The sequence below is a fragment of the Streptomyces sp. NPDC049597 genome, from assembly GCF_040675505.1.
Classification (GTDB): domain Bacteria; phylum Actinomycetota; class Actinomycetes; order Streptomycetales; family Streptomycetaceae; genus Streptomyces.
The window spans coordinates 15,271-38,393 of sequence record NZ_JBFAOY010000017.1; the positions used below are offsets into that span (position 1 = coordinate 15,271).

General features: G+C 72.2%; 18 protein-coding genes. 13 read left to right on the plus strand and 5 right to left on the minus strand.

All coding sequences use genetic code 11. The features are described 5' to 3' along the window. Positions 1 to 89: 89 nt before the first annotated feature. Complete coding sequence (locus tag AB0K02_RS20155; RefSeq protein ID WP_365993817.1) at positions 90 to 212, plus strand: hypothetical protein; 123 nt, start codon at positions 90 to 92, stop codon at positions 210 to 212. Positions 213 to 263: 51 nt separating this feature from the next. Here the strand turns inward: AB0K02_RS20155 and AB0K02_RS20160 are convergent, their stop codons facing one another. Further along, positions 264 to 770, minus strand: coding sequence for a DUF1877 family protein (locus tag AB0K02_RS20160; protein WP_365993818.1), 507 nt, complete (start codon positions 768 to 770; stop codon positions 264 to 266). Between the two features lie 158 nt (positions 771 to 928). Here AB0K02_RS20160 and AB0K02_RS20165 point away from each other — a divergent pair, with 158 nt between their 5' ends. Beyond that, positions 929 to 1,852, plus strand: coding sequence for a L,D-transpeptidase family protein (locus AB0K02_RS20165; protein ID WP_365993819.1), 924 nt, complete (start codon positions 929 to 931; stop codon positions 1,850 to 1,852). Positions 1,853 to 1,889: 37 nt separating this feature from the next. Here the strand turns inward: AB0K02_RS20165 and AB0K02_RS20170 are convergent, their stop codons facing one another. After that, positions 1,890 to 2,633, minus strand: coding sequence for an SMI1/KNR4 family protein (locus AB0K02_RS20170; protein WP_365993820.1), 744 nt, complete (start codon positions 2,631 to 2,633; stop codon positions 1,890 to 1,892). Between the two features lie 446 nt (positions 2,634 to 3,079). Between AB0K02_RS20170 and AB0K02_RS20175 the strand changes: the two genes are divergently transcribed. After that, on the plus strand, positions 3,080 to 3,808 hold the full coding sequence (locus AB0K02_RS20175) for an RNA polymerase sigma factor (protein WP_365993821.1): 729 nt from the start codon (positions 3,080 to 3,082) through the stop codon (positions 3,806 to 3,808). Continuing rightward, positions 3,808 to 4,848: a hypothetical protein gene (locus AB0K02_RS20180; RefSeq protein WP_365993822.1), complete on the plus strand. Its 1,041-nt coding sequence runs from the start codon at positions 3,808 to 3,810 to the stop codon at positions 4,846 to 4,848. Before AB0K02_RS20175 ends, AB0K02_RS20180 begins: the two co-directional genes overlap by 1 nt. A 246-nt stretch (positions 4,849 to 5,094) precedes the next feature. Here AB0K02_RS20180 and AB0K02_RS20185 read toward each other — a convergent pair whose 3' ends face one another. Then, positions 5,095 to 5,946, minus strand: a complete 852-nt coding sequence (locus AB0K02_RS20185) for a L,D-transpeptidase family protein (RefSeq protein ID WP_365993823.1) — start codon at positions 5,944 to 5,946, stop codon at positions 5,095 to 5,097. A 261-nt stretch (positions 5,947 to 6,207) separates the two neighbouring features. On the opposite strand from AB0K02_RS20185, the gene AB0K02_RS20190 reads away from it, so the two are divergent. From AB0K02_RS20190 to AB0K02_RS20200, 3 genes are all read left to right on the plus strand, one after another. Then, positions 6,208 to 7,788, plus strand: coding sequence for a methylmalonyl-CoA mutase family protein (locus AB0K02_RS20190; RefSeq protein ID WP_365993824.1), 1,581 nt, complete (start codon positions 6,208 to 6,210; stop codon positions 7,786 to 7,788). A gap of 134 nt (positions 7,789 to 7,922) precedes the next feature. Beyond that, positions 7,923 to 8,576, plus strand: coding sequence for a leucine efflux protein LeuE (leuE, locus tag AB0K02_RS20195; RefSeq protein WP_365993825.1), 654 nt, complete (start codon positions 7,923 to 7,925; stop codon positions 8,574 to 8,576). A 213-nt stretch (positions 8,577 to 8,789) separates the two neighbouring features. After that, positions 8,790 to 12,014 carry a VCBS repeat-containing protein gene (locus tag AB0K02_RS20200; RefSeq protein WP_365993826.1) on the plus strand — a complete coding sequence of 1,075 codons (3,225 nt, stop codon included), beginning with the start codon at positions 8,790 to 8,792 and terminating at the stop codon, positions 12,012 to 12,014. Between the two features lie 658 nt (positions 12,015 to 12,672). Here the strand turns inward: AB0K02_RS20200 and AB0K02_RS20205 are convergent. Then, the gene (locus AB0K02_RS20205; protein ID WP_365993827.1) at positions 12,673 to 13,989 is read right to left on the minus strand and encodes a polysialyltransferase family glycosyltransferase; all 1,317 of its coding nucleotides are present in this window, start codon (positions 13,987 to 13,989) and stop codon (positions 12,673 to 12,675) included. Continuing rightward, positions 13,989 to 14,972 carry a glycosyltransferase family 2 protein gene (locus AB0K02_RS20210; RefSeq protein WP_365993828.1) on the minus strand — a complete coding sequence of 328 codons (984 nt, stop codon included), beginning with the start codon at positions 14,970 to 14,972 and terminating at the stop codon, positions 13,989 to 13,991. The genes AB0K02_RS20205 and AB0K02_RS20210 overlap by 1 nt, the downstream gene beginning before the upstream one ends. Positions 14,973 to 15,159: 187 nt before the next feature. On the opposite strand from AB0K02_RS20210, the gene AB0K02_RS20215 reads away from it, so the two are divergent. From AB0K02_RS20215 to AB0K02_RS20240, 6 genes are all read left to right on the plus strand, one after another. Beyond that, complete coding sequence (locus tag AB0K02_RS20215) at positions 15,160 to 16,476, plus strand: DUF6716 putative glycosyltransferase (RefSeq protein WP_365993829.1); 1,317 nt, start codon at positions 15,160 to 15,162, stop codon at positions 16,474 to 16,476. Between the two features lie 250 nt (positions 16,477 to 16,726). Next, positions 16,727 to 18,001: an acylneuraminate cytidylyltransferase gene (locus AB0K02_RS20220; RefSeq protein WP_365993830.1), complete on the plus strand. Its 1,275-nt coding sequence runs from the start codon at positions 16,727 to 16,729 to the stop codon at positions 17,999 to 18,001. Positions 18,002 to 18,014: 13 nt separating this feature from the next. Beyond that, positions 18,015 to 18,938: an N-acetylneuraminate synthase family protein gene (locus AB0K02_RS20225; RefSeq protein WP_307713824.1), complete on the plus strand. Its 924-nt coding sequence runs from the start codon at positions 18,015 to 18,017 to the stop codon at positions 18,936 to 18,938. Between the two features lie 195 nt (positions 18,939 to 19,133). After that, on the plus strand, positions 19,134 to 20,180 hold the full coding sequence (locus AB0K02_RS20230; protein WP_365993831.1) for a hypothetical protein: 1,047 nt from the start codon (positions 19,134 to 19,136) through the stop codon (positions 20,178 to 20,180). 182 nt (positions 20,181 to 20,362) lie between these two features. Next, positions 20,363 to 21,631, plus strand: coding sequence for an amidohydrolase (locus AB0K02_RS20235; RefSeq protein WP_365993930.1), 1,269 nt, complete (start codon positions 20,363 to 20,365; stop codon positions 21,629 to 21,631). A gap of 236 nt (positions 21,632 to 21,867) precedes the next feature. Further along, positions 21,868 to 22,917 carry a BMP family ABC transporter substrate-binding protein gene (locus AB0K02_RS20240; protein WP_365993832.1) on the plus strand — a complete coding sequence of 350 codons (1,050 nt, stop codon included), beginning with the start codon at positions 21,868 to 21,870 and terminating at the stop codon, positions 22,915 to 22,917. Positions 22,918 to 23,123 lie beyond the last annotated feature (206 nt).

Sequence of the window (23,123 nt, forward strand, 5' to 3'; positions counted from 1 at the left end):
CCGTTGTACTGCCTGCGCCGGTCGCGGCCGCTACTGGCCGACGCGAAGGCCCTCCTCGGGTGGGCCTGCGGGCACCCTAGGATCCCGCCATGCTGCCCTACTCGACCAGGCCGTCCGTCGACGCGATCATCACGATCGGCAGGTGGGGCGACCTCCGGGTGTTCCGGTGCACCGCGGACATCCGGCACGGTGTCGAGTTCGACGTGCACTGAGGCTCGGGCGCCGTTCCGGCTTCCCGTTCTCCGTGGCGCGGTCGAGGCGTCTCAGTACCAGAACGCCTTCACGACCGCCTGCCCCGCCCCGGCCGCCCGGCCGTAGAACGCGCGCAGGTCCCTGTGGTGCCCGGCGTAGATGTCTTGGACCTCGCCCTCGTCCCAGCCTGGGCCGAACCAGGCCTCGATCCTGGGACCGGCGGATTCCCACAGGGCCTCGAACGGCACGTCCGTGAGGAACGCCGCCGCCCTTCGCGTCCCGGCGGCGGTCAGCAGGGCGAACGGCGGTTGGCCGTCGGCCGGGTCGTGCACCACGTGGCCGCCGAAGACCGGCAGTTCCCAGGCTCCGCCGGCTCCCGCGGGCAGGTCCGCGCCCGCCCGGCACAGGTCGTGGACGGTGTCGAAGTCCTTCTCGACGGATGTCGCGACGCCGGCGGCGTACTCGGCCCGGCGCACGTCCCAGTCCCACGCCGCACTCATGAAGTCCAGCAGCCAGGCGAAGTCCCGCCCGTCGAGCGCGGATTCCTCCGTGGCGCGCAGGTGCATGTGGTAGCTCATGATCCGGGAACGTATCCTGGGGCGCTGACAACGGCGCTCACTCCTGCCCGGATTGTCCGCGGCCTGGCGTTGAGAGGCCACGGCCGGGTATAACCGGCCGCCTTGACGGGCGCGGCCCGTCCGCTGCCGCGCCGTTCCGACGAGCCAAGGATCATTTCGTGCTGCGTTCTTCCCGTAGGTATGCGTCCGTGTTCGCCGTGGTCGGCGCGATGTCCCTGCTGTCCGCGTGCGGGGACCAGGAGCCGGCCGGTTCCGCTTCCTCCGTCGCGCCCGGTGCGAGCCAGGGGGAGCACGAGTCGAAGGACGCGTCCGCGTCGGCGAGCCCGTCCCCCTCGGTCTCCGCCTCCGCGTCGGCCTCGGCGTCGCCCTCGGCCTCCGCGTCCGCCTCCGCCAAGGCGTCCGGCAGTGCGACCCCCACGGCGACGGCCTCGGGCGCCAAGGGCGGCTCGGGCAGCGGATCCGGTGAGCAGACGACCGCGCCCTCCGCGCCCGACTTCCCCGTGCCCGTGAACGTGGGCAACGCGACCCAGATCATCACGGTGAAGGCCAGCGGCTCGTACGCCACCGTCACCGCGTGGCAGAAGGGTTCGGCGGGCTGGAAGGCGCAGTTCTCCACGAGCGCGGGCCGGGTCGGGTCGAACGGCGTGACCGACGGGGCCACGCGCAGGCAGAGCACGTACACCACGCCGACCGGCACGTACACCATCACCGAGGGCTTCGGCGTCGAGTCGAGCGGCACCGCGATGCCGTACACGAAGGTGAACGACAGCCACTGGTGGGTGCAGGACCCCGAGTCGAAGTACTACAACCAGATGCACACGGCCGAGGGCGCGGACTTCCCGCTCACCGAGTCCGGTGAGCGCGGCAGCGAGCACCTCATCAACTACCCGACGCAGTACGCCAAGGCGCTGGTCATCAACTTCAACCGCTGGCCGGCCGTCCCGGGCCGCGGCGCGGGCATCTTCCTGCACGTCAACGGCAAGGGCGCGACGGCCGGCTGTGTGTCGGTGCCGCGCGCGACGATGGACCGGTTCATGGGGTGGGTCAAGCCGTCGGCGAACCCGCGGATCGCGATCGGCTGACGCATGCCGGGGCGCGGCTCCGCGAGCCGCGCCCCGCTCAGATCCCGCCCCGCCGCTGTCCGTTCAGCCAGTCGCCCGGTATCGCCTCCCGGACCGCGTCCAGCACCTTCTCCGTACGGCCCCGGGCCATGAGCCAGGCCCCGGCGTCTTCACGCAGCAGCACGTCGTCGCGCAGGAACCAGCGGGTGCCCGGCTCCTCCCCTGGGGGATACGGCGGGAACGGCAGCCTGACACCGTGCTGTTCGAGCTCCTCGGCATCCTGCTCGTCCAGCCCGTCCAGGACGTCCACGAGATCGTCGGGCGCGTGCAGCGACTCCGACAGCACGATCTCCACGAAGGCGAGGGAGGTCCGGGCCAGCCAGTCCTCCCACTTCTCCCTGCTCTTGTCGGCCAGGTCGGGCCGTATGCGCACGGCCGGGTCCTCCTGGGCCAGGTCCGCGAGCAGGATGCCCCAGCGCGCGGCGCCCTGGTTCTCGTCGCGGAAGACGAGCGCCTCGCCCGCCTCGTCGACCTCGAGCTCCTGCGGGGCGCGCAGCGTGTCGTGATTGCCGGTGAGGTCCTCACGCCGGCCGAGGAGGGCGTACGCCTCACGCAGCGCGGCGGGCAGCCGCAGCCCGAGCCGCTCCTCCGCGGCGGCGAGGTCCCCCTCGGACCACCCGTCGCCGGTTCCGAGCGGCTCGGTCGTCCAGTCGGCCGCGAAGCCCCGGACGAACTCCCATGCGGCGCCGCGGTCGTCGACGGCCGCGGCCAGCGACCGGACGAGGTCGAACTCCTGTGTCATGCGGAGACCATATCGGCGGGGCGGACACATCCGGATCGGGGCGGACGCGGCGCTCGCCCGACGCGCAGAGCGTGTTGAGCACGTGGCCGATGTGTGAGGAATGCGTGGGCGCGCGGCGTGGTGGGCGCCGCCTTGCGTATCGAATCGATTACGGATCGCGGCCCCGGCCATCGCGTCGAGAACCCCGGGCAGGGGCGAAAAGAAGGACGACCGGGGCCGCCACCCCCCACAGGAGAGGCCCCGGTCGTCGCTTCGGGCGGGGTCGCAGTGGTACCCCGCACTACTCTCAGCGCCGTGCGTGCGTTTTCTGTCACAGCGCGCTGCATTGTTAGGTTGTTGCCGCTTGTACTAGGCATGGACGTGCACCCGGACGACGACGTAGCGTGCTGGTTCGCGCAGGGTGGCGCGGCAGTGGTGACCAGCTGCGATTCAGACAGGTTGAGGTAGTGCTGGGGGACGACGCGGAGTTGACCGCCGCGGTGCTCGCGGCTCAGGACGGGGACGAAGGCGCCTTCCGGACTGTGTACCGCACCGTGCACCCGCGGCTGATCGGCTATGTGCGCACGCTCGTCGGTGAGACGGACGCCGAGGACGTCGCGTCGGAGGCGTGGCTGCAGATCGCACGCGATCTCGACCGCTTCACCGGCGACGCCGACCGGTTCCGGGGGTGGGCAGCCCGTATCGCCCGCAACCGCGCGCTGGACCACATACGGATGCGCGGCCGCAGGCCCGCCGTCGGCGGCGACGAGACGGAGCTGACGGGCAAGCCCGCCGACTCCGACACCGTCGCCGAGGCGCTGGAGTCGATCACCACCAACAGCACCATGGCACTGATCGCCCAGCTGCCGCAGGACCAGGCCGAGGCCGTCGTCCTCAGGGTCGTCGTCGGGCTCGACGCGAAGAGTGCCGCGCAGACGCTCGGCAAGCGCCCCGGTGCCGTGCGCACCGCCGCGCACCGCGGTCTCAAGCGGCTCGCCGAACTGCTGCACGAGGGCGGCGATTTCGGTGAGGCCGGAGCGAAACCGCAGGTCGCCGACGGTCGTTCGGCCGGTGCGTCGGAGGAAGGATCCCCTCCGGATCTCGACGGAGTGCCCCCGCAGCGTGGCCGTCGGCGTGGCGCGACAGCGCCGGCCGGTGTGACGCATTCCCGTTCGCGGACGCAGAAGGACATGTGATGGCCGACGAGCGGTACGAGTGGCTTGACAGGGACGCGGCGGAGCGGTTGCTGCGCGGCGAGTCTGTCGAGGCCCACGACGAACACGCCCGTATGCAGGCCGCACGGCTCTTCGAGGTCCTGGGCGGCGCCGCCGATCCCGGATATCGCCACGACGACGGCGAGCTGCCCGGCGAGGCGGCCGCCATGGCCGCGTTCCGCAAGGCCAGGGCCGATGCGGCGGCACCCGCGGGTGACTTCCTCGGCACGGTACGGGTGAAGCGACCCGCCGTGCCGGTCTCCGGGCTGCGCTTCGGCCGCCCCGTACGCGTCGGGCTCGCCGCCGCGGTGGCCGCCTTCGCGCTCGGCGGGGTGGCGGTCGCGGCCGGTACGGGCGTCCTGCCCACACCCTTCGGCGGCGACGAGCGCCCGCTGCCCGCCTCCTCCGTCTCGGCCGCCGAGACGCCCGGCCCCCTCGGGTCCGAGACGCCGGGTGCCACCGGCGGCACGTCCTCGCCTCCCGGCGTCACCACGCCCCCGGCATCGCCGTCGCTCAGCGGCGGATCCACCGGTCCGTCCTACGGGACCGACGGCACCGGCTCCGGCAGTCCGGGTGACGGCGGCTGGGCGACGCCGGGCGCGGGGGGCGCCGGCAGCGAGGCGGAGCTGCGCGACTCCGTCGAGGCGTGCAAGGACTACCGCAACGGCACCCTCGCCGCGGAGCGCAAGCAGCGCCTGGAGGAGCTGGCGAAGGGCGCGGACGGCGTGAAGCGGTTCTGCGACCGCCTGCTCGGCCCCGAGAAGGCCGGCGACGGCAAGGGCGACGGCGCCGGCGAAGGCGCAAACAAGGACGACGGCTCCGGCGACGGGGACGGCAAGGGCGACGGCGACCGTGACGCGGGCGGCGAGCAGTCCGGCGGCACCGGCTCCGAGGACGCCGATCCCGTCGAGATCCCGCCCGTCTCCTGGACGGTCCTCCCCGAGGACCCGTCGGCCACCGTGATCCCGACCGCTTCCGCGCCCGGTGACGCCCCGGCCGGCCTGGCCAGCAGCCTCCTGTGACCTGCGGTTTTTCGCCCGCGCGGAGGCGGTGTGACGTTTTTCCGGCCGATGGCGCAGTAAGAAGTGAGCCGACTGGTCATCGGCCGCGCGAAGAGCCGGGGTTCCCCCCGTACCCACGGCTCAGCGCACATGGCGCGGGCGGGACACGTTCCCCCGGTCCCGCCCGCGCCCTCTCTCCTGCTCCGGATCCTCTCCGGTCGTCTCCGGATCTTCTTCCGCCGGAAGCCCTCGTCCGTGCGAGGCGGCTCACCAGTAGATGACGACCTTGTCGCCCGTGCGCACCTGGTCGAACAGCGCCGCGATCATGCCCTTGTCCCGGACGTTGACGCAGCCGTGCGAGGCGCCGTTGTAGCCGCGGGCCGCGAAGTCGGACGAGTAGTGGACGGCCTGGCCGCCGCTGAAGAACATCGCGTACGGCATGGGCGTGTGGTAGATCGTCGACACGTGGTCCCGGGACTTCCAGCCCACGGTGAACGTGCCCTCGCGGGTCGGCGTGTACTGCGAGCCGAAGCGGACGTCCATCGTCGACAGGACCTTGCCGTCGATCATCCAGGACAGCGTCCGGGTGGTCTTGCTGATGCACATCACGCGGCCCGTCATGCACCGCGCGTCCGGCTTCGCCTTCGGCTTCTCGACCTCCTTGCCGTCCAGCTCGTCGCGGGTCGGCTCGGTGGTCATGCCGAGCAGCTTCTGCCAGGTGACCTCGTCCGTGCTGCCGCTGGCGGGCAGCCCGCGCTTGCCCTGGAAGCCCTTGACCGCCGTGGTGGTGACCGGTCCGTACGTCCCGGTGGGCCTGTCGTCGAACCAGCCGATCTGCGCGAGCCGGGCCTGCAGTTCGCGCACCTGCTCGCCCTTGGCGCCCGCGGCCATGAGGATCTTCGGCGCCGGAGCCGAGGTGCCGGCCGACGCCGAGGGCGTCGTCGACGGCTCGGGCGTCGTCGTCGCCGACGGTGCGGCGGTCGTGGGCGACGCACTCGGCGTGGCGGTGGCCTGCCGCTCCTTGGTCGCGGCCTGAGCAGTGCAGCCGGCCGTCACCACGGCCACGGCCATAGCGGCCGCCGCCGCGAGCGTTCTGACCGCAACGTCGTTCCTGAGCATGATCGCCCCCCTGAGCGTGATCGCCCTCTTTGTCTTGTGCCTGGTGAGACAGATCCACCTCCCGCCCGGTTGCGCGATCCCGCGCATCATGGGGGTAACAGTTGGGGGACGAGGACGACACAGCGGGCTGTGAGGAAGGTCCCAGCGCGGGGCCCTCCACCCGCCGCCCGCCGCACCGCTACAGTCCGTCCGAAGGTCGTTACCAGTCAGTAGCAACGAAAAGCCGGCAGCTCAGGAAGTTCTAGCGGGAGGCACAGTCACATGGCGCGCGAGTCCGAGTCGGGACTGCCCATCGAGCCGGTCTACGGACCGGCGGACCTGGCGGGCTGGGACCCGGCCGAGAAGCTGGGCGAGCCCGGTGCGTACCCCTTCACACGCGGCGTCTACCCGACGATGTACACCGGTCGGCCCTGGACGATGCGCCAGTACGCGGGCTTCGGCACGGCCGTCGAGTCCAACGCCCGCTACAAGGAGCTCATCGCCCACGGCACGATGGGCCTGTCCGTCGCCTTCGACCTGCCGACCCAGATGGGCCACGACTCCGACGCCCCCATCGCGCACGGCGAGGTCGGCAAGGTCGGCGTCGCGATCGACTCGATCGACGACATGCGCGTGCTGTTCGGCGGGATCCCGCTGGACAAGGTCTCCACGTCGATGACGATCAACGCCCCGGCCGCGCTGCTCCTCCTGCTGTACCAACTGGTGGGCGAGGAGCAGGGCGTCCCGGCCGACAAGCTGACCGGCACGATCCAGAACGACGTGCTCAAGGAGTACATCGCCCGCGGCACGTACATCTTCCCGCCGAAGCCCTCGCTGCGGCTGATCGCCGACATCTTCAAGTACTGCAAGGCCGAGATCCCGAAGTGGAACACCATCTCGATCTCCGGTTACCACATGGCGGAGGCCGGTGCCTCGCCCGCGCAGGAGATCGCGTTCACCCTCGCCGACGGCATCGAGTACGTCCGTACCGCTGTTGCCGCGGGCATGGACGTCGACGACTTCGCGCCCCGCCTGTCGTTCTTCTTCGTCGCGCGGACGACGATCCTCGAAGAGGTCGCCAAGTTCCGGGCAGCCCGCCGCATCTGGGCGCGGGTGATGAAGGAGGAGTTCGGCGCGAAGAACCCGAAGTCGCTGATGCTGCGCTTCCACACGCAGACGGCCGGTGTGCAGCTCACCGCCCAGCAGCCGGAGGTGAACCTGGTCCGCGTCGCGGTGCAGGGTCTCGCGGCGGTCCTGGGCGGCACGCAGTCGCTGCACACCAACTCCTTCGACGAGGCCATCGCCCTGCCGACCGACAAGAGCGCCCGCCTCGCGCTGCGCACGCAGCAGGTCCTCGCGTACGAGACGGACGTGACCGCCACCGTCGACCCGTTCGCCGGCTCGTACGTGGTCGAGAAGATGACGGACGACGTCGAAGCGGCGGCCGTGGCCCTCATGCAGCGCGTCGAGGACCTGGGCGGCGCCGTCAACGCCATCGAGCGCGGCTTCCAGAAGAACGAGATCGAGCGCAGTGCCTACCGCATCGCGCAGGAGACCGACTCGGGCGAGCGCGTCGTCGTCGGCGTCAACCGCTTCATGCTCGACGCCGAGGAGCCCTACGAGCCGCTCCGCGTCGACCCGGCGATCGAGGCCCAGCAGGCCGAGCGGCTCGCGAGGCTGCGCGCCGAGCGCGATCAGGGCGCGGTCGACGAGGCCCTCGCCGCGCTGAAGAAGGCCGCCGAGGGCACGGACAACGTGCTCTACCCGATGAAGGAGGCGCTCAGGGCGCGGGCCACGGTCGGCGAGGTGTGCAACGCGCTGCGGGAGGTGTGGGGCACGTACGTGCCGAGCGACGTGTTCTGAGCCCGGGCACCCCGCACGGGCGACCCCGGGCGGAGTGGCGGCGGTGGCGGCACGGCTGACGCGCTCGGGGGACCGGGTTCCGGCATACGAAACTCGCAGGCGGAGTGCCGCACCCTCGTGCGACACTCCGCCTCATGCTGGGTGTCACCGATCTGCCGACCTATCTCGCCGGGCTCGTGCTCATCATCCTTCTGCCGGGGCCGAACTCGCTGTACGTGCTGTCCGTCGCCGCCCGCAAGGGCACCCGGACCGGATACGAGGCCGCGGCCGGCGTCTTCACCGGCGACACGGTCCTGATGACGCTCGCCGCGCTCGGCGCGGCCTCGCTGCTCCAGACGACTCCGCTGCTGTTCATGATCGTGAAGTACGCGGGCGCCGGCTATCTGACCTGGATGGCGATCGGCATGCTGCGGGCGGCATGGGCGATGTGGCGTGCGCGCGGCGAGGCGCTCGGGGAGGAGCCGGCGGAGACGGCGGCCGGCTCCGGGGAGAACCCGTACCGCCGCGCGCTGATCATCAGCCTGTTCAACCCGAAGGCGATCCTCTTCCTGATCTCCTTCTTCGTGCAGTTCGTCGACCCGTCGTACGCGTACCCGGCCGTGTCCTTCCTGGTCCTCGGCGCGCTGCTGCAGCTCAGCAGCTTCCTGTACCTGACGACCCTGATCTTCGGCGGCACACGGCTCGCCGCCGCCTTCCGCCGGCGCAGGCGGCTCTCGGCCGGAGCGACGTCCGCGGCAGGCGCGCTGTTCCTCGGCTTCGCGGTGAAGCTCTCGTTCAGCAGCGCGTGACCGCTTGCGCGAGGCAGGCGGCCCGCCCGGGTGGGGCCCGCGGCCCGGATCCGGCATGCGGCCCGACGCGGACCGCGGTTGGCCCTTGAACAGGTTCGAAACCGGATGTCGTGCGCTGATCGCTCCTGCTACTGTCGCCCTGCTCGCGCAGGGACGAGCGGCGGTTCCTTGAGCGCCCCCCCTGTGTCGATCGCCCTGGGGAGGGACTTTTTCGTGATTCGTCCGCTGAACAGGCGGGCCACGCGCCAGCGCGCGCTCGGCCGTATCGCTCTCACCGTCACGCTTGCCGTGACCGCCGGAATCGGCACCGCCGCGGGGACGGCCGTCGCCGAGACCCCCGGCGCGTCCGCCGATCCCGTCGTCATCACTCCGGGCGCACGCTTCGTGCCCCGCGCCACCATCGTCCTGAACGCCGGCGAGACCGGCTTCCTCACCGCCCAGGAGGGTGACGACCGCCTCCGCTGGATCGACTACGCCACCGGTGCGACCACCGTCCTCGACCACCGGCTGCCCGAGCCGCTCGCCTACGACGTGGACGAGTTCCGCTTCGCCCGGTACCCGGGGGGCTTCGGCAACGGCTCCGACACCATCGCCCTCTACACGGACTCCCCGACGCCGCATGTGACGCTCCAGCAGCGGGCCGGCAGCGGAACGTCGACCACGGTCCCGATCCCGGAGGGCCAGACGTACGTCGCGACCTACGGCGACACCGTCATCACCCGGACCGGTACCGAGAGGGCCGCGACGAGCCTGCACCTCCTGCACCTGGAGAACGGCGAGGTGCGGGACCAGGCACTGGAGGGCCTGCCGGAGGGGTGGACCCTCACCATCAGCGAAGGCGACGCCCGGTCCGTCGCCGTCCGCGGCATCAAGTGGGAGGACAGCACGATGTCCCAGGGGTGGTGGGTCGTCGACCTCGCCACCGGGAGCGTGAAGGCCCTCTCCACGGAGGGCGAGAGCGTCTCTTTCGACCGGGACACCGTCTTCCACCTCGGCGCCCCGTCCAGCTACGCGGCCCAGGTGTACCGCCGTGACGACCTGGATGCGGAGCCGACCACCCTCGACCTGCGGGAGGTGGCCCATAGCGACGTCGTCCGGCGCCTCGGCGACGACTTGGTCACCGTTTCCCCGCCCAACCCCGGCGACAACGAGTACCGGGGCAACCATCTCGTCCTGCGCGACGTCACCGGGAGCTGGAACAAGTCCCTGCTGGCCGTCGCCTCGCCCTCGGTGCACCGTACGCCCGACGGCTCGCTCCTGGTGGCCGGCGCAGAAGAGAGAACCACCTACGGCGCCCTCGACTGGGGGTACTACCTCTTCACCCCCGCCTCGGACGGCACCGTCACCCGCAAGCGCCTCGCGGACATCGAGGACCGGGAGGCCAAGCCGGCCGGCATCTCGCTCGGCAGCGGCATCCTCACCACGGCCGACGACTCGAAGTACTACAGCCCCGGCACCTCCATCGGCGGCTATCGCAGCACCTGGCTGAAGACCTCGGGCCGTCCGGAGGAGCTGAACTCGACGGTCGACGGCTTCGTGTCCGGCCGGGACGACGACTCGTGCAGCCCGGTCTACGGCACCTACTGCGTCACCATGTTCGCGAGCGGCGACGGGCACCACGGCCGCAAGGCGGCGACCGAGCACGACGTGACCATGCTCTACCGGAACGGCGCCGCCCCGTGGGGGCCGAGGGTGACCTCGGGGCTCAGCAGCCCGCAACTCGTCGACCTCTCCGGCCGGTTCGGTGTCGTGAACCAGGCGTCGGGCGGTGAGCAGGCGGTCCTGCACTTCAAGGACGCCGACACCGGGAACGTGCTGGTGAAGCGGAAGCCGGTGGCCGCCTCCGTCTGGGGCAACACGCTGTGGAGCGCCCTCGGCCGGTGGGACGACACCAGCTCGGGCGTGACGACACAGGTGGCGGCGAAGAACCTGTCGACAGGTGCCGCCGGCGAGTCCTTCGACGCGGGTTGCGTCCCCAGCGACCTCCAGGCCGTGGGCCGTTGGGTGTACTGGCGCTGCAGCGACTACTGGCACGACTTCAAGGGCGCCGGCGTCTACGACCGGCAGGCCAAGCGCTCCCTGAAGCTCGGCCCCGACGCGACGCTCCTCGGCGACGGCTACCTTGTCCGCCGCTCGGACGCGGCCGGCCTCACCCTCGTCGACCTGCACAACGGCCTCCCGGCCAGCGGTATGGAAGCGGACCTTCCGCAGCGAGTGGTCGCCACGGCCGCCGAGCTCGGGGACCGGACCGCGCGACGGGCCGGGTGGACCGTCGACCGCTTCGGCGGCCACGTCGCCTACACGGGCGAGGACCGGCGGGTGCGGATCGTCCCGTCGGGCGTCCCCGCCTCCCGGATCGCCGTCATCGACGCCGACACCCCGGCCGCCGACATCGAGGCCGGGGCATGGAAGCCGCGGTGGTGGCTTTCGAAGCCGGGGGCCTCGTGGTCGCTGGTGCTGAAGCACAAGGCGACCGGCAAGGTCGTGCGGACGCTGACCGGGGGCGAGGCCCGTGGTCTGGTCGCGCCGTCGTGGGACTGGAAGGACGCGAACGGGAAGCTCGTCGTCAACGGGGCCTACACGTGGAGCCTGGCCGTCAAGCCGGCCGACGGGCAGGGGGCAGATCTCGCCGCGTCCGGGACCCTGGCCGTGAGCGGTGGCGCCCCCGTGTGGCGGGACATGGCCGGGGACGACGGGTTCGGTGACCTGCTGGTGACGGACTCCGTCGGGGCCGTGTCGCTGTACCGGGGGACGGGTACGGGCGCGTTGTCCTCCCGTGTCGCCGGATCCGGCGCAACGTTCGCCGCCAACTCGGTGCTCGTGCCCTTCGGTGACGTGAACGGCGACCGGTGCGGGGACGTGCTGGTGCGGGTCGGGGACCAGCTGCGGGCGTATCGGCCCGGGTGCGGAAAGGTCGTCACCGCTTCGTCGCCCTACACGCTGATCGGATCCGGCTGGGGGCAGTACGACCAGCTGACGTCATCCGGCGATGTCAACGGCGACGGGTTCGTCGACCTGGTTGCCCGTCAGGCATCCAGCGGTGACGTGTACTTCTACGCCGGTACGGCCGATCACCGGCTGAAGTCGCGGGTGCGGATCGGCACCAACTGGAAGCTGTACAAGCGGATCGTCGGGGCCGGGGACCTGAACGGGGACGGGCGTGGCGACCTGCTCGGGCTCGACTCCGCCGGGGTGCTCTGGCGGTACTACGGGACTTCCACCGGTGGCGTGACCCCGCGCGTGCGGGTCGGCAGCGGGTGGGGCGTGTACTCCGCTCTCGTCGGGGTCGGCGACCTGTCCGGTGACGGACGCGCCGATCTGCTGGCGCGGGACACCGCAGGGAAGCTGTGGCGGTACGCCTCCACGGGGGCCGGTACGTACGGCGGCCGGGTGCTGATCGGCACCGGTGGCTGGAACGGGTTCAAGGGCCTGTTCTGACGCAGGGGTGAAGACAGCCGCCGTCGGCGCAGTCACCGCGCCGACGGCGGCTCTTCTCGTGGGGCCGGGGCTGCGCCTCTGGAGGCGCGCGCCCGCCGGGGCGCAGGGCCGGGGAGTCCGCGGGTTGGCCTCCCGCGGCGGCCAGCCCGTACACGTGTCTGAGGACACCGGGCGGAGTGGGGTGCGGGGCCTCGGGCGAAGTCCCGGACGTCCGCGCCCGTTGAGGCGCGAGGGCACGGGGTCCAGGGGGCGCTTCTACGGCCGCCATGCCGTGGGGGTGAGGGCACCGCGCGGAGTGCGGTGCGGGGCCCGGGGCTGCGCCCCGGGACGCCCGCGCCCGCCGGGGCGCAGGGCCGCGGAGTCGGGGGCATGCCCCCGTTGAGGCGGGGGCCTCCCGCGGCGGCCAGACCGTACGGGTGTCTGAGGACACCGCGCGGAGTGGGATGCGGGGCCAGGGCGAAGTCCCGGACGTCCCCGGGGTCCGGGGGGATTCCTTCTACGGCCGCCATGCCGTAGGGGTGAGGGCACCGCGCGGAGTGGGGTGGGGGGCCCGGGGCTGCGCCCCGGGACGCCCGCGCCCGCCAGGGCGCAGGGCCGCAGGCCGTAGGCGGAGGGCGGGAAGGGGACCAGCCCGCCGCAGGCGCCGCGTGCCCCGGTGTCAGGTCAGCGCGCGCTTCAGGCGGCGCGCACGGCGCACCACCCGGCGTACCGCCGCGTGGCGGGGGACCGGGAGGCCGCCCGGCAGGCCCAGAACCGTAAGGCGGCGGCGCTTGAAGTAGCGCGCCGTCGACGCGTCGAGCGCCGTGCTGAGGAAGCGTTCCGCCGCCGGCCGCAGATCCGCGCGGATCTGCGGCTGCATCGCGAAGCCCACCGCGCTCAGCAGACCCGTGAGCCGTTCGTCCGCCTCGGCCGGCGCTCCGGCCGCGCCCTCCGCGAGGTCCGGGACCAGCGCGTCGACCACCGTCAGCGGCACTCGGTTGCTGTTCTGGTACGGCGTGAGCCGGTCGAGCAGCGGCTCCGTGCCCAGCCGCGCGACGGGGATGCCGTAGAAGGTGGCCGCCGTGAACAGCGCCGTCGAGAAGCAGCCCGCGACCAGGTTCGGCCGCAGCTGCCGGTAGAGCACCTCGGCGAGCAGGGGCCGGTCCACCACCGTGAGGTCGACGCCCAGCGTCTGCGCCTCGCGCTCCAGCGTGCGGGTCCAGGAGGCCGGGGCCGTCGGGTGCGGTTTGAACACGACGTCGCGGTGGCCCCGTTCGACCGCGGCCCTGAGCATGCGCAGGTGCTGCGCCTCCTCCTCCGCGGGCGTGAGGATGCCGAGTGCCGCGAGGTACTGGCCCAGCAGAAGCGCCGGCCCCTCGCCGACACCGGGTACGGCTTCCGGCAGGCCGTCCGACAGTTCCGCGACGATCTTGACGAACGCCTCGGTCGGTACGAGCTGCGGCTCGGCCCCGAACTCGGCGAGCAGCATGGGCCGGAGCCCCGGCACCAGGTCCAGGTGGAACAGCCGCCGCACCCGTTCGCCGACCAGTGGGTCGATCTTGTTGCGCGTGGGGCCGTAGCTCATCAGCCCGTCCGCGTACACGTCGAGCGCCGCGTCCGGGAACAGCTGGGCGATCGCCAGGGCCGGCGCGACCTGGATCGACTCGACGGCCAGCTCGACCCGGTCGTCGCCGAGGTCCCACAGCTGCCGCAGATACCTCTCCCACAGGGGGATGTCGTCCTGGCGCGGCGACCAGCCGCCCGGGTGGAAGGGGGAGATGGCCTCGTTCCACGACAGCACCCCGTCGAAGCGGCCGCGCAGCCGCTCGAAGCCGGGCATCTGGTCCAGGGACGGCGTGGTCTCGGGCGTGGTCGCGTTGTTGGCGACGAGCAGGAGCCGCCGGTCCGCGGCGGCGAAGCAGCCGCTGTCGATCGCGGCGGCCACGGTCGCCGCTCCGTACAGGGAGGACGCGTAGAAGATCTGGGTGGTGGGCATCAGGCCGCCGCCTCCACGGTGAGCGGGGCGGGGCGGCGGCGCACCCGGCGGAGCCGGGAGGCACGCTCGATGTCCATCGAGTCGAGCGCCTCGTTGAGAACGTCCTGCGGCATGCGCTTCAGGGCGGCGGCACTCATGGTGCGCAATTTCCGTGCCACGGCGGGCTCGAACCTTTCGATCGATCCCAAGTGGTGGGAAATGACGGCACAGTATGTACGGACGGCTTTCGGAAGAAGGCGGTCGGCCTCCGGGTCATTCGCCGTTTCCTGGAGCACCTGGTCGAATGCCTTGATGAAATCGAGCTGCCGGATGTCGCCGATCTGCGTGAGCGAGGAAGCGACTCCGCGCCGGTAGAAGATTCCGAGCCGGCTGATCGTCGCGAACGTTTCCGCCTCGCGGTGCAGCCGCCAGATCCACGGCCGGTCCTCCGCGGTGCGCAGCCCGTGCGTGAAGTGCAGCAGCCCTTGGTCGACGAGCCTGCGGTGGTACATCCCGGCCCACGCGTAGGGGTAGTCGACGCCCGTGGAGCGGTCGGCGGGCAGGATCCAGTCGCGGGGCCGCAGCACCTCGCCGCGCCGGCCGACGGGCGCCCGGTGCACCTTGCGCTCGCGGGCCGTGCACTGGACGTGGTCCGTGCGCACGAAGTCGACGCCGAGGCTCTCGTGGGCGGCGAGCAGCGCCTCGAAGTGCCCGGGCGCCAGCCAGTCGTCGCCGTCGAGGAAGGTGATGTACTCGCCGCGCGCGGCGTCCAGACCGGTGTTGCGGGCGGTGGCCAGCCCGCCGTTCTGCTCATGTCTGATCAGGACAGCGCCCGGAACCGAGCGCTCCGCCCGCTCCAGGATCTCCGGAGTGCCATCCGTCGAGCAGTCGTCGACGAGAAGGAACTCGAAGTCCTCGCGGGCGTTCGCCTGCAGGCTTTTCAGTGTGTCCGGGGCGTATGTCTGCACGTTGTAGAACGGCACGATGACGGAGAGCTTAACCACCTGCGCGACGCTAGGTCGCCACACGGCATTCGTATCGACTGTCGGACGGATGGGAGGTGAACGCAGAGCGTCGACTTTGTTAACCCGCCCGTTTCCGGGGTGCTCTCCCCGTCCGTAGGCGCTCTGTTAACCCGTTGTTGCAGTCGAGTTGGGCCGTGAAACGAAATGCCTTCCTAGCGTCCTCGACGTGCCAACACGTACCAGCGAGGCCGTACGGGTAGCCGTACTCGCCGACTCCGACACCCGGTGGAAATGGGGTGCGCTCACCGCGCGCCGTATCGCCCCGAGCACCTCCATGGAGCTGAGCGGTTTCCTGCTGCGCGGCCGGGCCACCCCGACGCCCCGCCAGCTCGCCGAGGTGGGCGTACGCGCCGACGCGATGCGCGAGGTGACGGGGAACGAGTTCCTGCGGGCGGTCGAGGACGGCTCGTACGACGTCGTCGTCCTCGCGCTCGTCGGCGGCGGTGTGCAGGCCATGCTGCACGGCCTCGCCGCGCTGGGCCTGACGCGCCGGCCCGTCGTCGTCACCGGCTACGTGGGCGTCGTCTACGAGAAGCTCGCCGACGGGCTGCTGCTGCGCCACGGCGCCGATGTCGTCCTCGCCAACTCCCGCCACGACGCGGACCGTTTCCGCGCCGTGTACGAGGGTGTGGGCGCCGACGCCTCGGCCGTCACCGAGGCCGCGCTGCCCTTCCTCGGCGGCGCCCCGTACCGGCAGGAGGAGGGCCGCGACACCGTCGTCTTCGCCGCCCAGCCCTCCGTGCCGGACAGCCGCGCCGACCGTACATACCTGCTGCGCCGCCTCGTCGAGCACGCCCGGCTGCACCCGCGGCGCGAGGTCCTGCTCAAGCTCCGGTCGAAGCCGGGCGAGCACACCACGCACCTGGAGGAGCTGCCGTACCAGAAGCTGGCGGACCGGCTGCCCGGCGGACTGCCGGCCAACTTCCGCCTGGTCTACGGGAACATGGGCGAGGTCCTGGACCGCACGGACCTGCTCGTCACGGTCTCCTCCACTGCCGCGCTGGAGTCCCTGCACCGCCGCATTCCCACCGCGATCCTCAGCGACCTCGGCGTGCGCGAGGTGCTCGGCAACCACCACTTCCTCGGCTCGGGCCTGCTGACGTCCTGGGACCGCCTCGACAGCGGCCACCGTCCCGTGCCCGACGCCGAGTGGCTGGCCCGTCAGGGCGTGGCGGCCGACGGCTCGTACGAGAGCTCCTTCGACGAGGCCCGGGCGCGGGTCGCGAAGCTGCTGCTCGGCGACGGGCCCGGGCCGATCACCCCGTACTACACGCCGAGCACGGCGCCCGGCTACCTGCCGACCATCCTCGCCCGCCACCACCTCGCCCCCGACGGCGCCCCGCTGCCCGGCGCGACCCCGAAGGCGGAGGTCACGGGCCTGCGCCGGGTGGTACGGGACGCGGTCCGCGAGGCGGCGCGCGGCGCCTACCGCCACGGCGTCCAGCGCGTGGCCCCGGTCATCCGCCGGATGGGCGAACTGTGACCCGCGCCGACGCCGCCCGCCCGGCACCCCACGGACCGGTACCCGGCCCGCCCCGCCGTCGGGTGCCCCGTCAGGCCGTAGCCGGGCCGCACGCGACGCGCCCGGCGCACAGCCGGACAGAGCGTCCGGCACCTGGTCCGGGCGGTTCGGGGCCGAACCCGACGTGCCCCGCGCACAGCCCCAACCGCCGTCCGGCGTCCGGCCCGGCCGGATCCGGGCCGAACCGCACCCGTACTGCTCAGGAGCCCCGATGACCGTTCTCGCCGTGATCCCCGCCCGGGGCGGATCCAAGGGCGTCCCGGCCAAGAACCTGGCGCCCGTCGCCGGTGTGCCGCTCGTCGCGCGCGCCGTGCGCGCCTGCCTCGACGCGCCGCTGGTCACCCACGTCGCCGTGTCCACCGACGACGCCGACATCGCGGCGGCCGCACGCGGCGCGGGCGCCGAGGTCGTGCTGCGGCCCGCCGCCATCGCCGGCGACACGGCCACCAGCGAGTCCGCCGTCCTGCACGCCATGGACGCGCACGAGGCCATGCACGGCGACCGCGTCGACGTGGTGCTGCTCGTCCAGTGCACCAGCCCGTTCATCGCCCGCGAGGACATCGAGGGCGTCGCCCGCGCGGTCGTCGAGGACGGCGCGGACAGCGCGGTGACCGTCGCCCCCTTCCACGGCTTCGTGTGGCGCGAGAGCGAGCCCGCCGACGCGGCGGACCCCGCCGTGGCGCAGGTCGTCGGCTCCACCGCCGTCCTCGTCGACACCGCGACGGCCACCGGATCCGGCTACGGCGTCAACCATGACGCGTCCTTCCGGCCCCGCCGGCAGGACCGTCCGCAGGACTTCCTGGAGACCGGCGCCGCGTACGCGATGGACGCCGCCGGCTTCCGCGAGGCCGGCCACCGGTTCTTCGGCCGCACCGCCCTCGTGCGCACCGACCCCGCCCGCGTCCTCGAGGTCGACGACCCGCACGACCTGGCCCGCGCCCGGGCGCTCGCGCCCCTGCTGGACGCCGCCGCGCTGCCCGCCCGCGAGGACGTCGACGCGGTCGTCCTGGACTTCGACGGCACCCAGACCGACGACCGGGTCCTCATCGACGCGGACGGCCGCGAGATCGTCGCGGTCCACCGCGGCGACGGCCTCGGCGTCGCCCACCTGCGCAGGGCCGGACTGGAGCTGCTGATCCTGTCCACCGAGCAGAACCCGGTCGTCGCCGCCCGCGCCCGCAAGCTCCAGGTCCCCGTCCTGCACGGCATCGACCGCAAGGACCTCGCGCTCAAGCAGTGGTGCGAGGACAAGGGGATCGCGCCCGAGCGCGTGCTCTACGTCGGCAACGACGTCAACGACCTCCCCTGCTTCCACCTCGTCGGCTGGCCCGTCGCCGTCGCGAGCGCGCACGACTCCGTACGCGCCGCCGCGCGGGCCGTGACCGCCACGCCGGGCGGAGAGGGCGCGATCCGCGAGATCGCCGCCTGGCTCCTCGGCCCGCACCTCCACACCCCTGAAACCACCCCCCTGTCCCCCGAGAAGTAAGGAAAGACCCCCCATGAGCACCACCCGTCTGCGCACCCTCGGCAGCAAGACCGCCGGCCCCGGCCGCCCCGTCTACGTCACCGGCGAGATCGGCATCAACCACAACGGCGACCTGGAGAACGCGTTCAAGCTGATCGACGTGGCCGCCGACGCGGGCTGCGACGCGGTCAAGTTCCAGAAGCGCACGCCGGAGATCTGCACGCCGCGCGACCAGTGGGACATCGAGCGCGACACCCCCTGGGGCCGTATGACGTACATCGACTACCGCCACCGCGTCGAGTTCGGCGAGGACGAGTACCGCGCGATCGACGAGCACTGCAAGAAGCGCGGCATCGACTGGTTCGCCTCCCCGTGGGACACCGAGGCCGTCGCCTTCCTGGAGAAGTTCGACGTCCCGGCGCACAAGGTCGCCTCCGCCTCCCTGACGGACGACGAACTGCTGCGCGCCCTGCGCGCCACCGGCCGCACGATCATCCTGTCGACCGGCATGTCCACCCCGAAGCAGATCCGCCACGCGGTCGAGGTCCTGGGCAGCGAGAACATCCTGCTCTGCCACGCCACCTCGACGTATCCCGCGAAGGCCGAGGAGCTCAACCTGCGCGTGATCAACACGCTCCAGGCCGAGTACCCGAACGTCCCGATCGGCTACTCCGGCCACGAGACGGGTCTGCAGACCACCCTCGCGGCCGTCGCCCTGGGCGCCGCCTTCATCGAGCGCCACATCACCCTCGACCGCGCCATGTGGGGCTCCGACCAGGCCGCCTCCGTGGAGCCGCAGGGCCTGACCCGCCTCGTCCGCGACATCCGCGTCGTGGAGGAGTCGCTCGGCGACGGCGTCAAGAAGGTCTACGAGAGCGAGCTCGGCCCCATGAAGAAGCTGCGCCGCGTGGCCGGCGTCGTGGCCGAGGCGGACGACCGTGAGCCTGCCGCGGTCTGACGGCCGTGCCGCCACGGCGGCGCCGCCCCCGCCGCGCCGGGCCGCTCGCGCCCGGCGCGGGCGACGCGGGGTGCCCGCACAGGCCGGGCCACGCACGCATCGCGTGGACCCCGCGGGGCCCGGCGCGCGCGGCCGTATCCATCCAGGCCCCCGGCCCCGCCGGGCGCGCCGATCCGGCATCACGAGGTGAAACCAGTGAATCTCGCGTTCGTCGAGAGCCCGGTCCAGCTCCTGAACGTCCTGGAGTGGGCCCACGCCGGTTCCGGTGCCGCCCCGACCGGTGATCCCGCGGCCGACCTCACCGTGGTCGTCCTGTCCCCGACCGACCCCATGTCACGGGGCCAGCTGCGCCGCATGGCGGAGCTGGCACGCGGCGAGGGGTTCACCGTCCGCTGGCAGGAGGCGCGCGGCGGGGCCGGCGCTCCCCTGCGGACCATCCGCGAACTCGGCCCGATTCTGCGCCGGGCGGAGCGGATCGTGATAGGGGACCCGTTCTCCCGCTACGTCCAGCTCCTGCTGACGCTCGTCGGGGGCAAGGACCTCACCGTGGTTGACGACGGCACGGCGACCATGGAGTTCGTCGCTCAGGTCGCCCGCGGGGAGCAGCTGGTGCGCTGGCACCGCCGCGGCGGGCGCCGCGGCCCGCGCGAGCTGGTGCTCGCACCGGTGACCTTCATGGCCCGGCGCAGGCTGAGCCCGTCGCGGTCCCGCACCGTCGAGGTCTTCACGTCGATGCCCGTGGAGCCGGCGCCGGGGATCACCGTCACGGTGAACGGCTTCGCCTGGACGCGGGAGCGCTTCGGGCCGCCGACCCTCACGCGGGGCGCCGACATGGTCGGGACCTCGCTGGTGGAGACGGGCGTGGTGGACCTGGAGCAGTACCTGGACGCGGTCGCGACGCTGGCCCGCGCCCACGGCGCCACCCGCTACTTCGCCCACCGCAGGGAGAGCGCCGACAAGCTGCACCGGCTCGCCGCCGAGACGGGCCTGGAAGTGGTCCGCCCGGACCTGCCGCTGGAGCTGATCGCCCGCAGGGGCCCGATAGGCTCAACGGTGCTGAGTTTTCCCTCGACGGTCGTGCACACCCTCCCGCTGGCCCTCGCGGGCACGGGGATCAAGGTCGCGGTCTGCGACATCGCGCCGGAGTGGCTGAGGGCGAGCGCATCGCCGCGTGCCCAGGGGTTTCTCGCTGTCGTCACGGGCACGGCGCGGGATGTGCACCGGCTGCCCGCGCCCGCTTGAAGGGGTGCGACCGGCGTCCGGCAGCAGAGCCGACCTGACAAAGAGGGCGAGTGAGCTTACCCACAACGGTGACCGACTATGCACGTCCCACCGGGTTTCCTTCGCCTATGAGGCTGATCTTTTGTTGATCGCACGGCAGTTGGGGGCTTGAGGGGCATACCCTTCACTGGGTGAACCAGTTGATGTCCCGCGAGTCCGAAGAAGCCGAGACGCCCGGCGCAGACGCAGCGCCCCGCACGGGCGCGATGCCGGGCGACGCCGTACTGCCCGGCAGGCTGACCGAGCCGTTGCGTACGGAGCTCGTCGCCTTCCGGCGCGACCTCCACATGCACCCCGAGCTCGGGAACCAGGAGTTCCGCACCACCGCGGCGATCAAGGACCGCCTCGAGCAGGCGGGCCTGAAGCCGCAGGTCCTCGCCATGGGCACCGGCCTCATCTGCGACATCGGCACGGACTCCGCTCCCGGACGGCCCCTTTTCGCCATCCGCGCCGACATCGACGCCCTTCCCATCCCGGACACCAAGAGCGGGGTCCCCTACCGCTCCACCGTGCCCGACCGCGCCCACGCCTGCGGCCACGACGTGCACACGACCGCCGTCCTCGGGGCCGGACTGGTGCTCGCCGAGCTCGACCGGCAGGGCCTGCTGACGCAGCCGGTGCGGCTGCTCTTCCAGCCCGCCGAGGAGGTCCTGCCCGGCGGCGCGGCCGACGCGATCGAATGCGGCGTCCTCGACGGAGTCGGCAAGATCGTCGCGGTTCACTGCGACCCCCGGGTCGACGCGGGTTCCGTCGGACTGCGGCCCGGCCCGATCACCTCGGCCTGTGACCGGATCGAGGTCGCCCTCGACGGGCCCGGCGGCCACACCGCCCGGCCGCACCTGACGACGGACATGGTCACCGCGGCCGCCAAGCTCGCCATCGAGGTCCCGGCGCTGCTCTCCCGCCGCGTCGATTCGCGCTCCGGCCTGGCCGTCACCTGGGGCCGCATCACGGCCGGTCACGCGCCCAACGTGATCCCGCAGCACGCCGAGCTCTCCGGCACCGTGCGCTGCCTGGACCTCGCGGGCTGGCGCGAGGCCCCCGACCTGGTGCACGCCGCGATCGACGAGATCGCCACGCTGCACCGGGCCAAGTCGCAGATCGACTACATCCGCGGGGTGCCGCCCGTCGTCAACGACCCGGCCGTCACCGAGCTGCTGCGGGACGCGCACGCCGCGCGCCGGGGATCGTATGCGATCGAGGACACCGAGCAGAGCCTCGGCGGCGAGGACTTCTCCTGGTACCTGGAGCACGTGCCCGGCGCCATGGCCCGCCTCGGCGTGCGGACCCCCGGCGACACCACACGACGCGATCTGCACCGCGGGGACTTCGACGTCGACGAGGAGGCCATCACGGCCGGTGTCGAGCTGTTCACCGCCGCGGCGCTGCTGGACGGTCTCGGGGCCCGCTGAGGCATCCGCCCGGCTCGGACTCCGTACGGAGGCCCGAGCCCGGTGGCCGCCGACGACACGCCGGGGCGCGGACGCTGTGCGCCCGCCCCGGCACGCCGTGCAAGGTGTCGTGGCTTGTTCGCGACGATCCGATAACGACTGATGAACGGGTCCTTAACTGACATCTACGCGCGTTACGATCGCCGCGAACCCAGCGCCGGAAGTGGCGCTTTCGGTCAGGTTTAAGGAGCCCCCCAGTGCGCCGGATCACCAGGATCGCCACCGTGGGCATCGCGTCCGCGGCTCTCGCACTGTCTGCCACCGCGTGTGGCAGCGACTCGTCGTCCTCCGCAGGTTCGGACGACAAGGGCGGCAAGGCCGCCATCGCCTACGACATCGGTGGCCGCGGCGACCAGTCCTTCAACGACGCCGCGTTCGCCGGTCTGGAGAAGGCCGAGAAGGAACTCGACATCCAGGGCACCGAGCAGGAGCCCAGCGAGGGTGAGGGCGACCCGGACAAGGTCCAGCGCCTCACCGCCCTGGCCCGCGCCGGCAACAACCCGGTGATCGGCGTCGGCTTCGCCTACGCCCCGGCCATCGCCGAGGTCGCGCCGAAGTTCCCGAAGACCACCTTCGGTCTCATCGACGACACCTCGAAGACCGGCCCGAACATCGCCAACCTCGTCTTCAACGAGGAGCAGGGCTCCTACCTGGCCGGCGTCGCCGCCGCCAAGGTGACCAAGTCCAAGACGGTCGGCTTCATCGGCGGTGTCGAGACCCCGCTGATCAAGAAGTTCGAGGCGGGCTTCGTCCAGGGTGTCAAGGACACCGACAAGAACGTCAACGTCAAGGTCCAGTACCTGACCCAGCCGCCGGACTTCGGAGGCTTCTCGAAGCCGGACCTCGGCAAGGCCGCGGCGCAGGGCCAGCTCGACGCGGGCGCCGACGTGATCTACGCGGCCGCCGGTCTCGCCGGTGCGGGTTCCATCGAGGCGACCGCCAAGGCCAAGAAGTGGGCCATCGGCGTCGACTCGGACCAGTACAACCAGAAGGGCCTGGCCGCCTACAAGGACCAGATCCTGACCTCGGTGACCAAGAACGTCTCGGGCGCCGTGTTCAACCTGATCAAGTCGGTCCAGGACGGCAAGCCGCAGAACGGTGAGATCCGCTACGGCCTCCAGGACGACGGTGTCGCCCTGGCCAAGTCCAACCCGGCCTTCACCAAGATGACCGACGTCGTCGCCGCGATCGACAAGGCCAAGGCCGACATCATCGCCGGCACGATCAAGGTCAAGACGGCTCCGTAACGAGCCGGAGGCGACCCGGTCCTCAGCCGGACTCGGTCCGGGACCCGCACACCGCGGGCCCGGGCCGAGTTATGGCCACCGGTTTTCCTCATTCGGGATCGCTACGCGCGTAGAACCCTCCTCGGCGCGATAACTTCGCCCCATCCCCTGCCCGCCGATCTCCGCCCTTCCCGCCTGCCCGCCAGCAGCCGCCCGCCCCGACCTGC

Bases quoted from the DNA above. Each gene is read 5' to 3' on its own strand.
- AB0K02_RS20185 (WP_365993823.1), bottom strand. From the start codon at position 5,946: ATGCTCAGGAACGACGTTGCGGTCAGAACGCTCGCGGCGGCGGCCGCT.
- AB0K02_RS20235 (WP_365993930.1), top strand. From the start codon at position 20,363: ATGTCCCGCGAGTCCGAAGAAGCCGAGACGCCCGGCGCAGACGCAGCG.
- AB0K02_RS20170 (WP_365993820.1), bottom strand. From the start codon at position 2,633: ATGACACAGGAGTTCGACCTCGTCCGGTCGCTGGCCGCGGCCGTCGAC.
- AB0K02_RS20220 (WP_365993830.1), top strand. From the start codon at position 16,727: ATGACCGTTCTCGCCGTGATCCCCGCCCGGGGCGGATCCAAGGGCGTC.
- AB0K02_RS20180 (WP_365993822.1), top strand. From the start codon at position 3,808: ATGGCCGACGAGCGGTACGAGTGGCTTGACAGGGACGCGGCGGAGCGG.
- AB0K02_RS20225 (WP_307713824.1), top strand. From the start codon at position 18,015: ATGAGCACCACCCGTCTGCGCACCCTCGGCAGCAAGACCGCCGGCCCC.
- AB0K02_RS20190 (WP_365993824.1), top strand. From the start codon at position 6,208: ATGGCGCGCGAGTCCGAGTCGGGACTGCCCATCGAGCCGGTCTACGGA.
- leuE (WP_365993825.1), top strand. From the start codon at position 7,923: ATGCTGGGTGTCACCGATCTGCCGACCTATCTCGCCGGGCTCGTGCTC.
- AB0K02_RS20155 (WP_365993817.1), top strand. From the start codon at position 90: ATGCTGCCCTACTCGACCAGGCCGTCCGTCGACGCGATCATCACGATC.
- AB0K02_RS20160 (WP_365993818.1), bottom strand. From the start codon at position 770: ATGAGCTACCACATGCACCTGCGCGCCACGGAGGAATCCGCGCTCGAC.
- AB0K02_RS20205 (WP_365993827.1), bottom strand. From the start codon at position 13,989: ATGCCCACCACCCAGATCTTCTACGCGTCCTCCCTGTACGGAGCGGCG.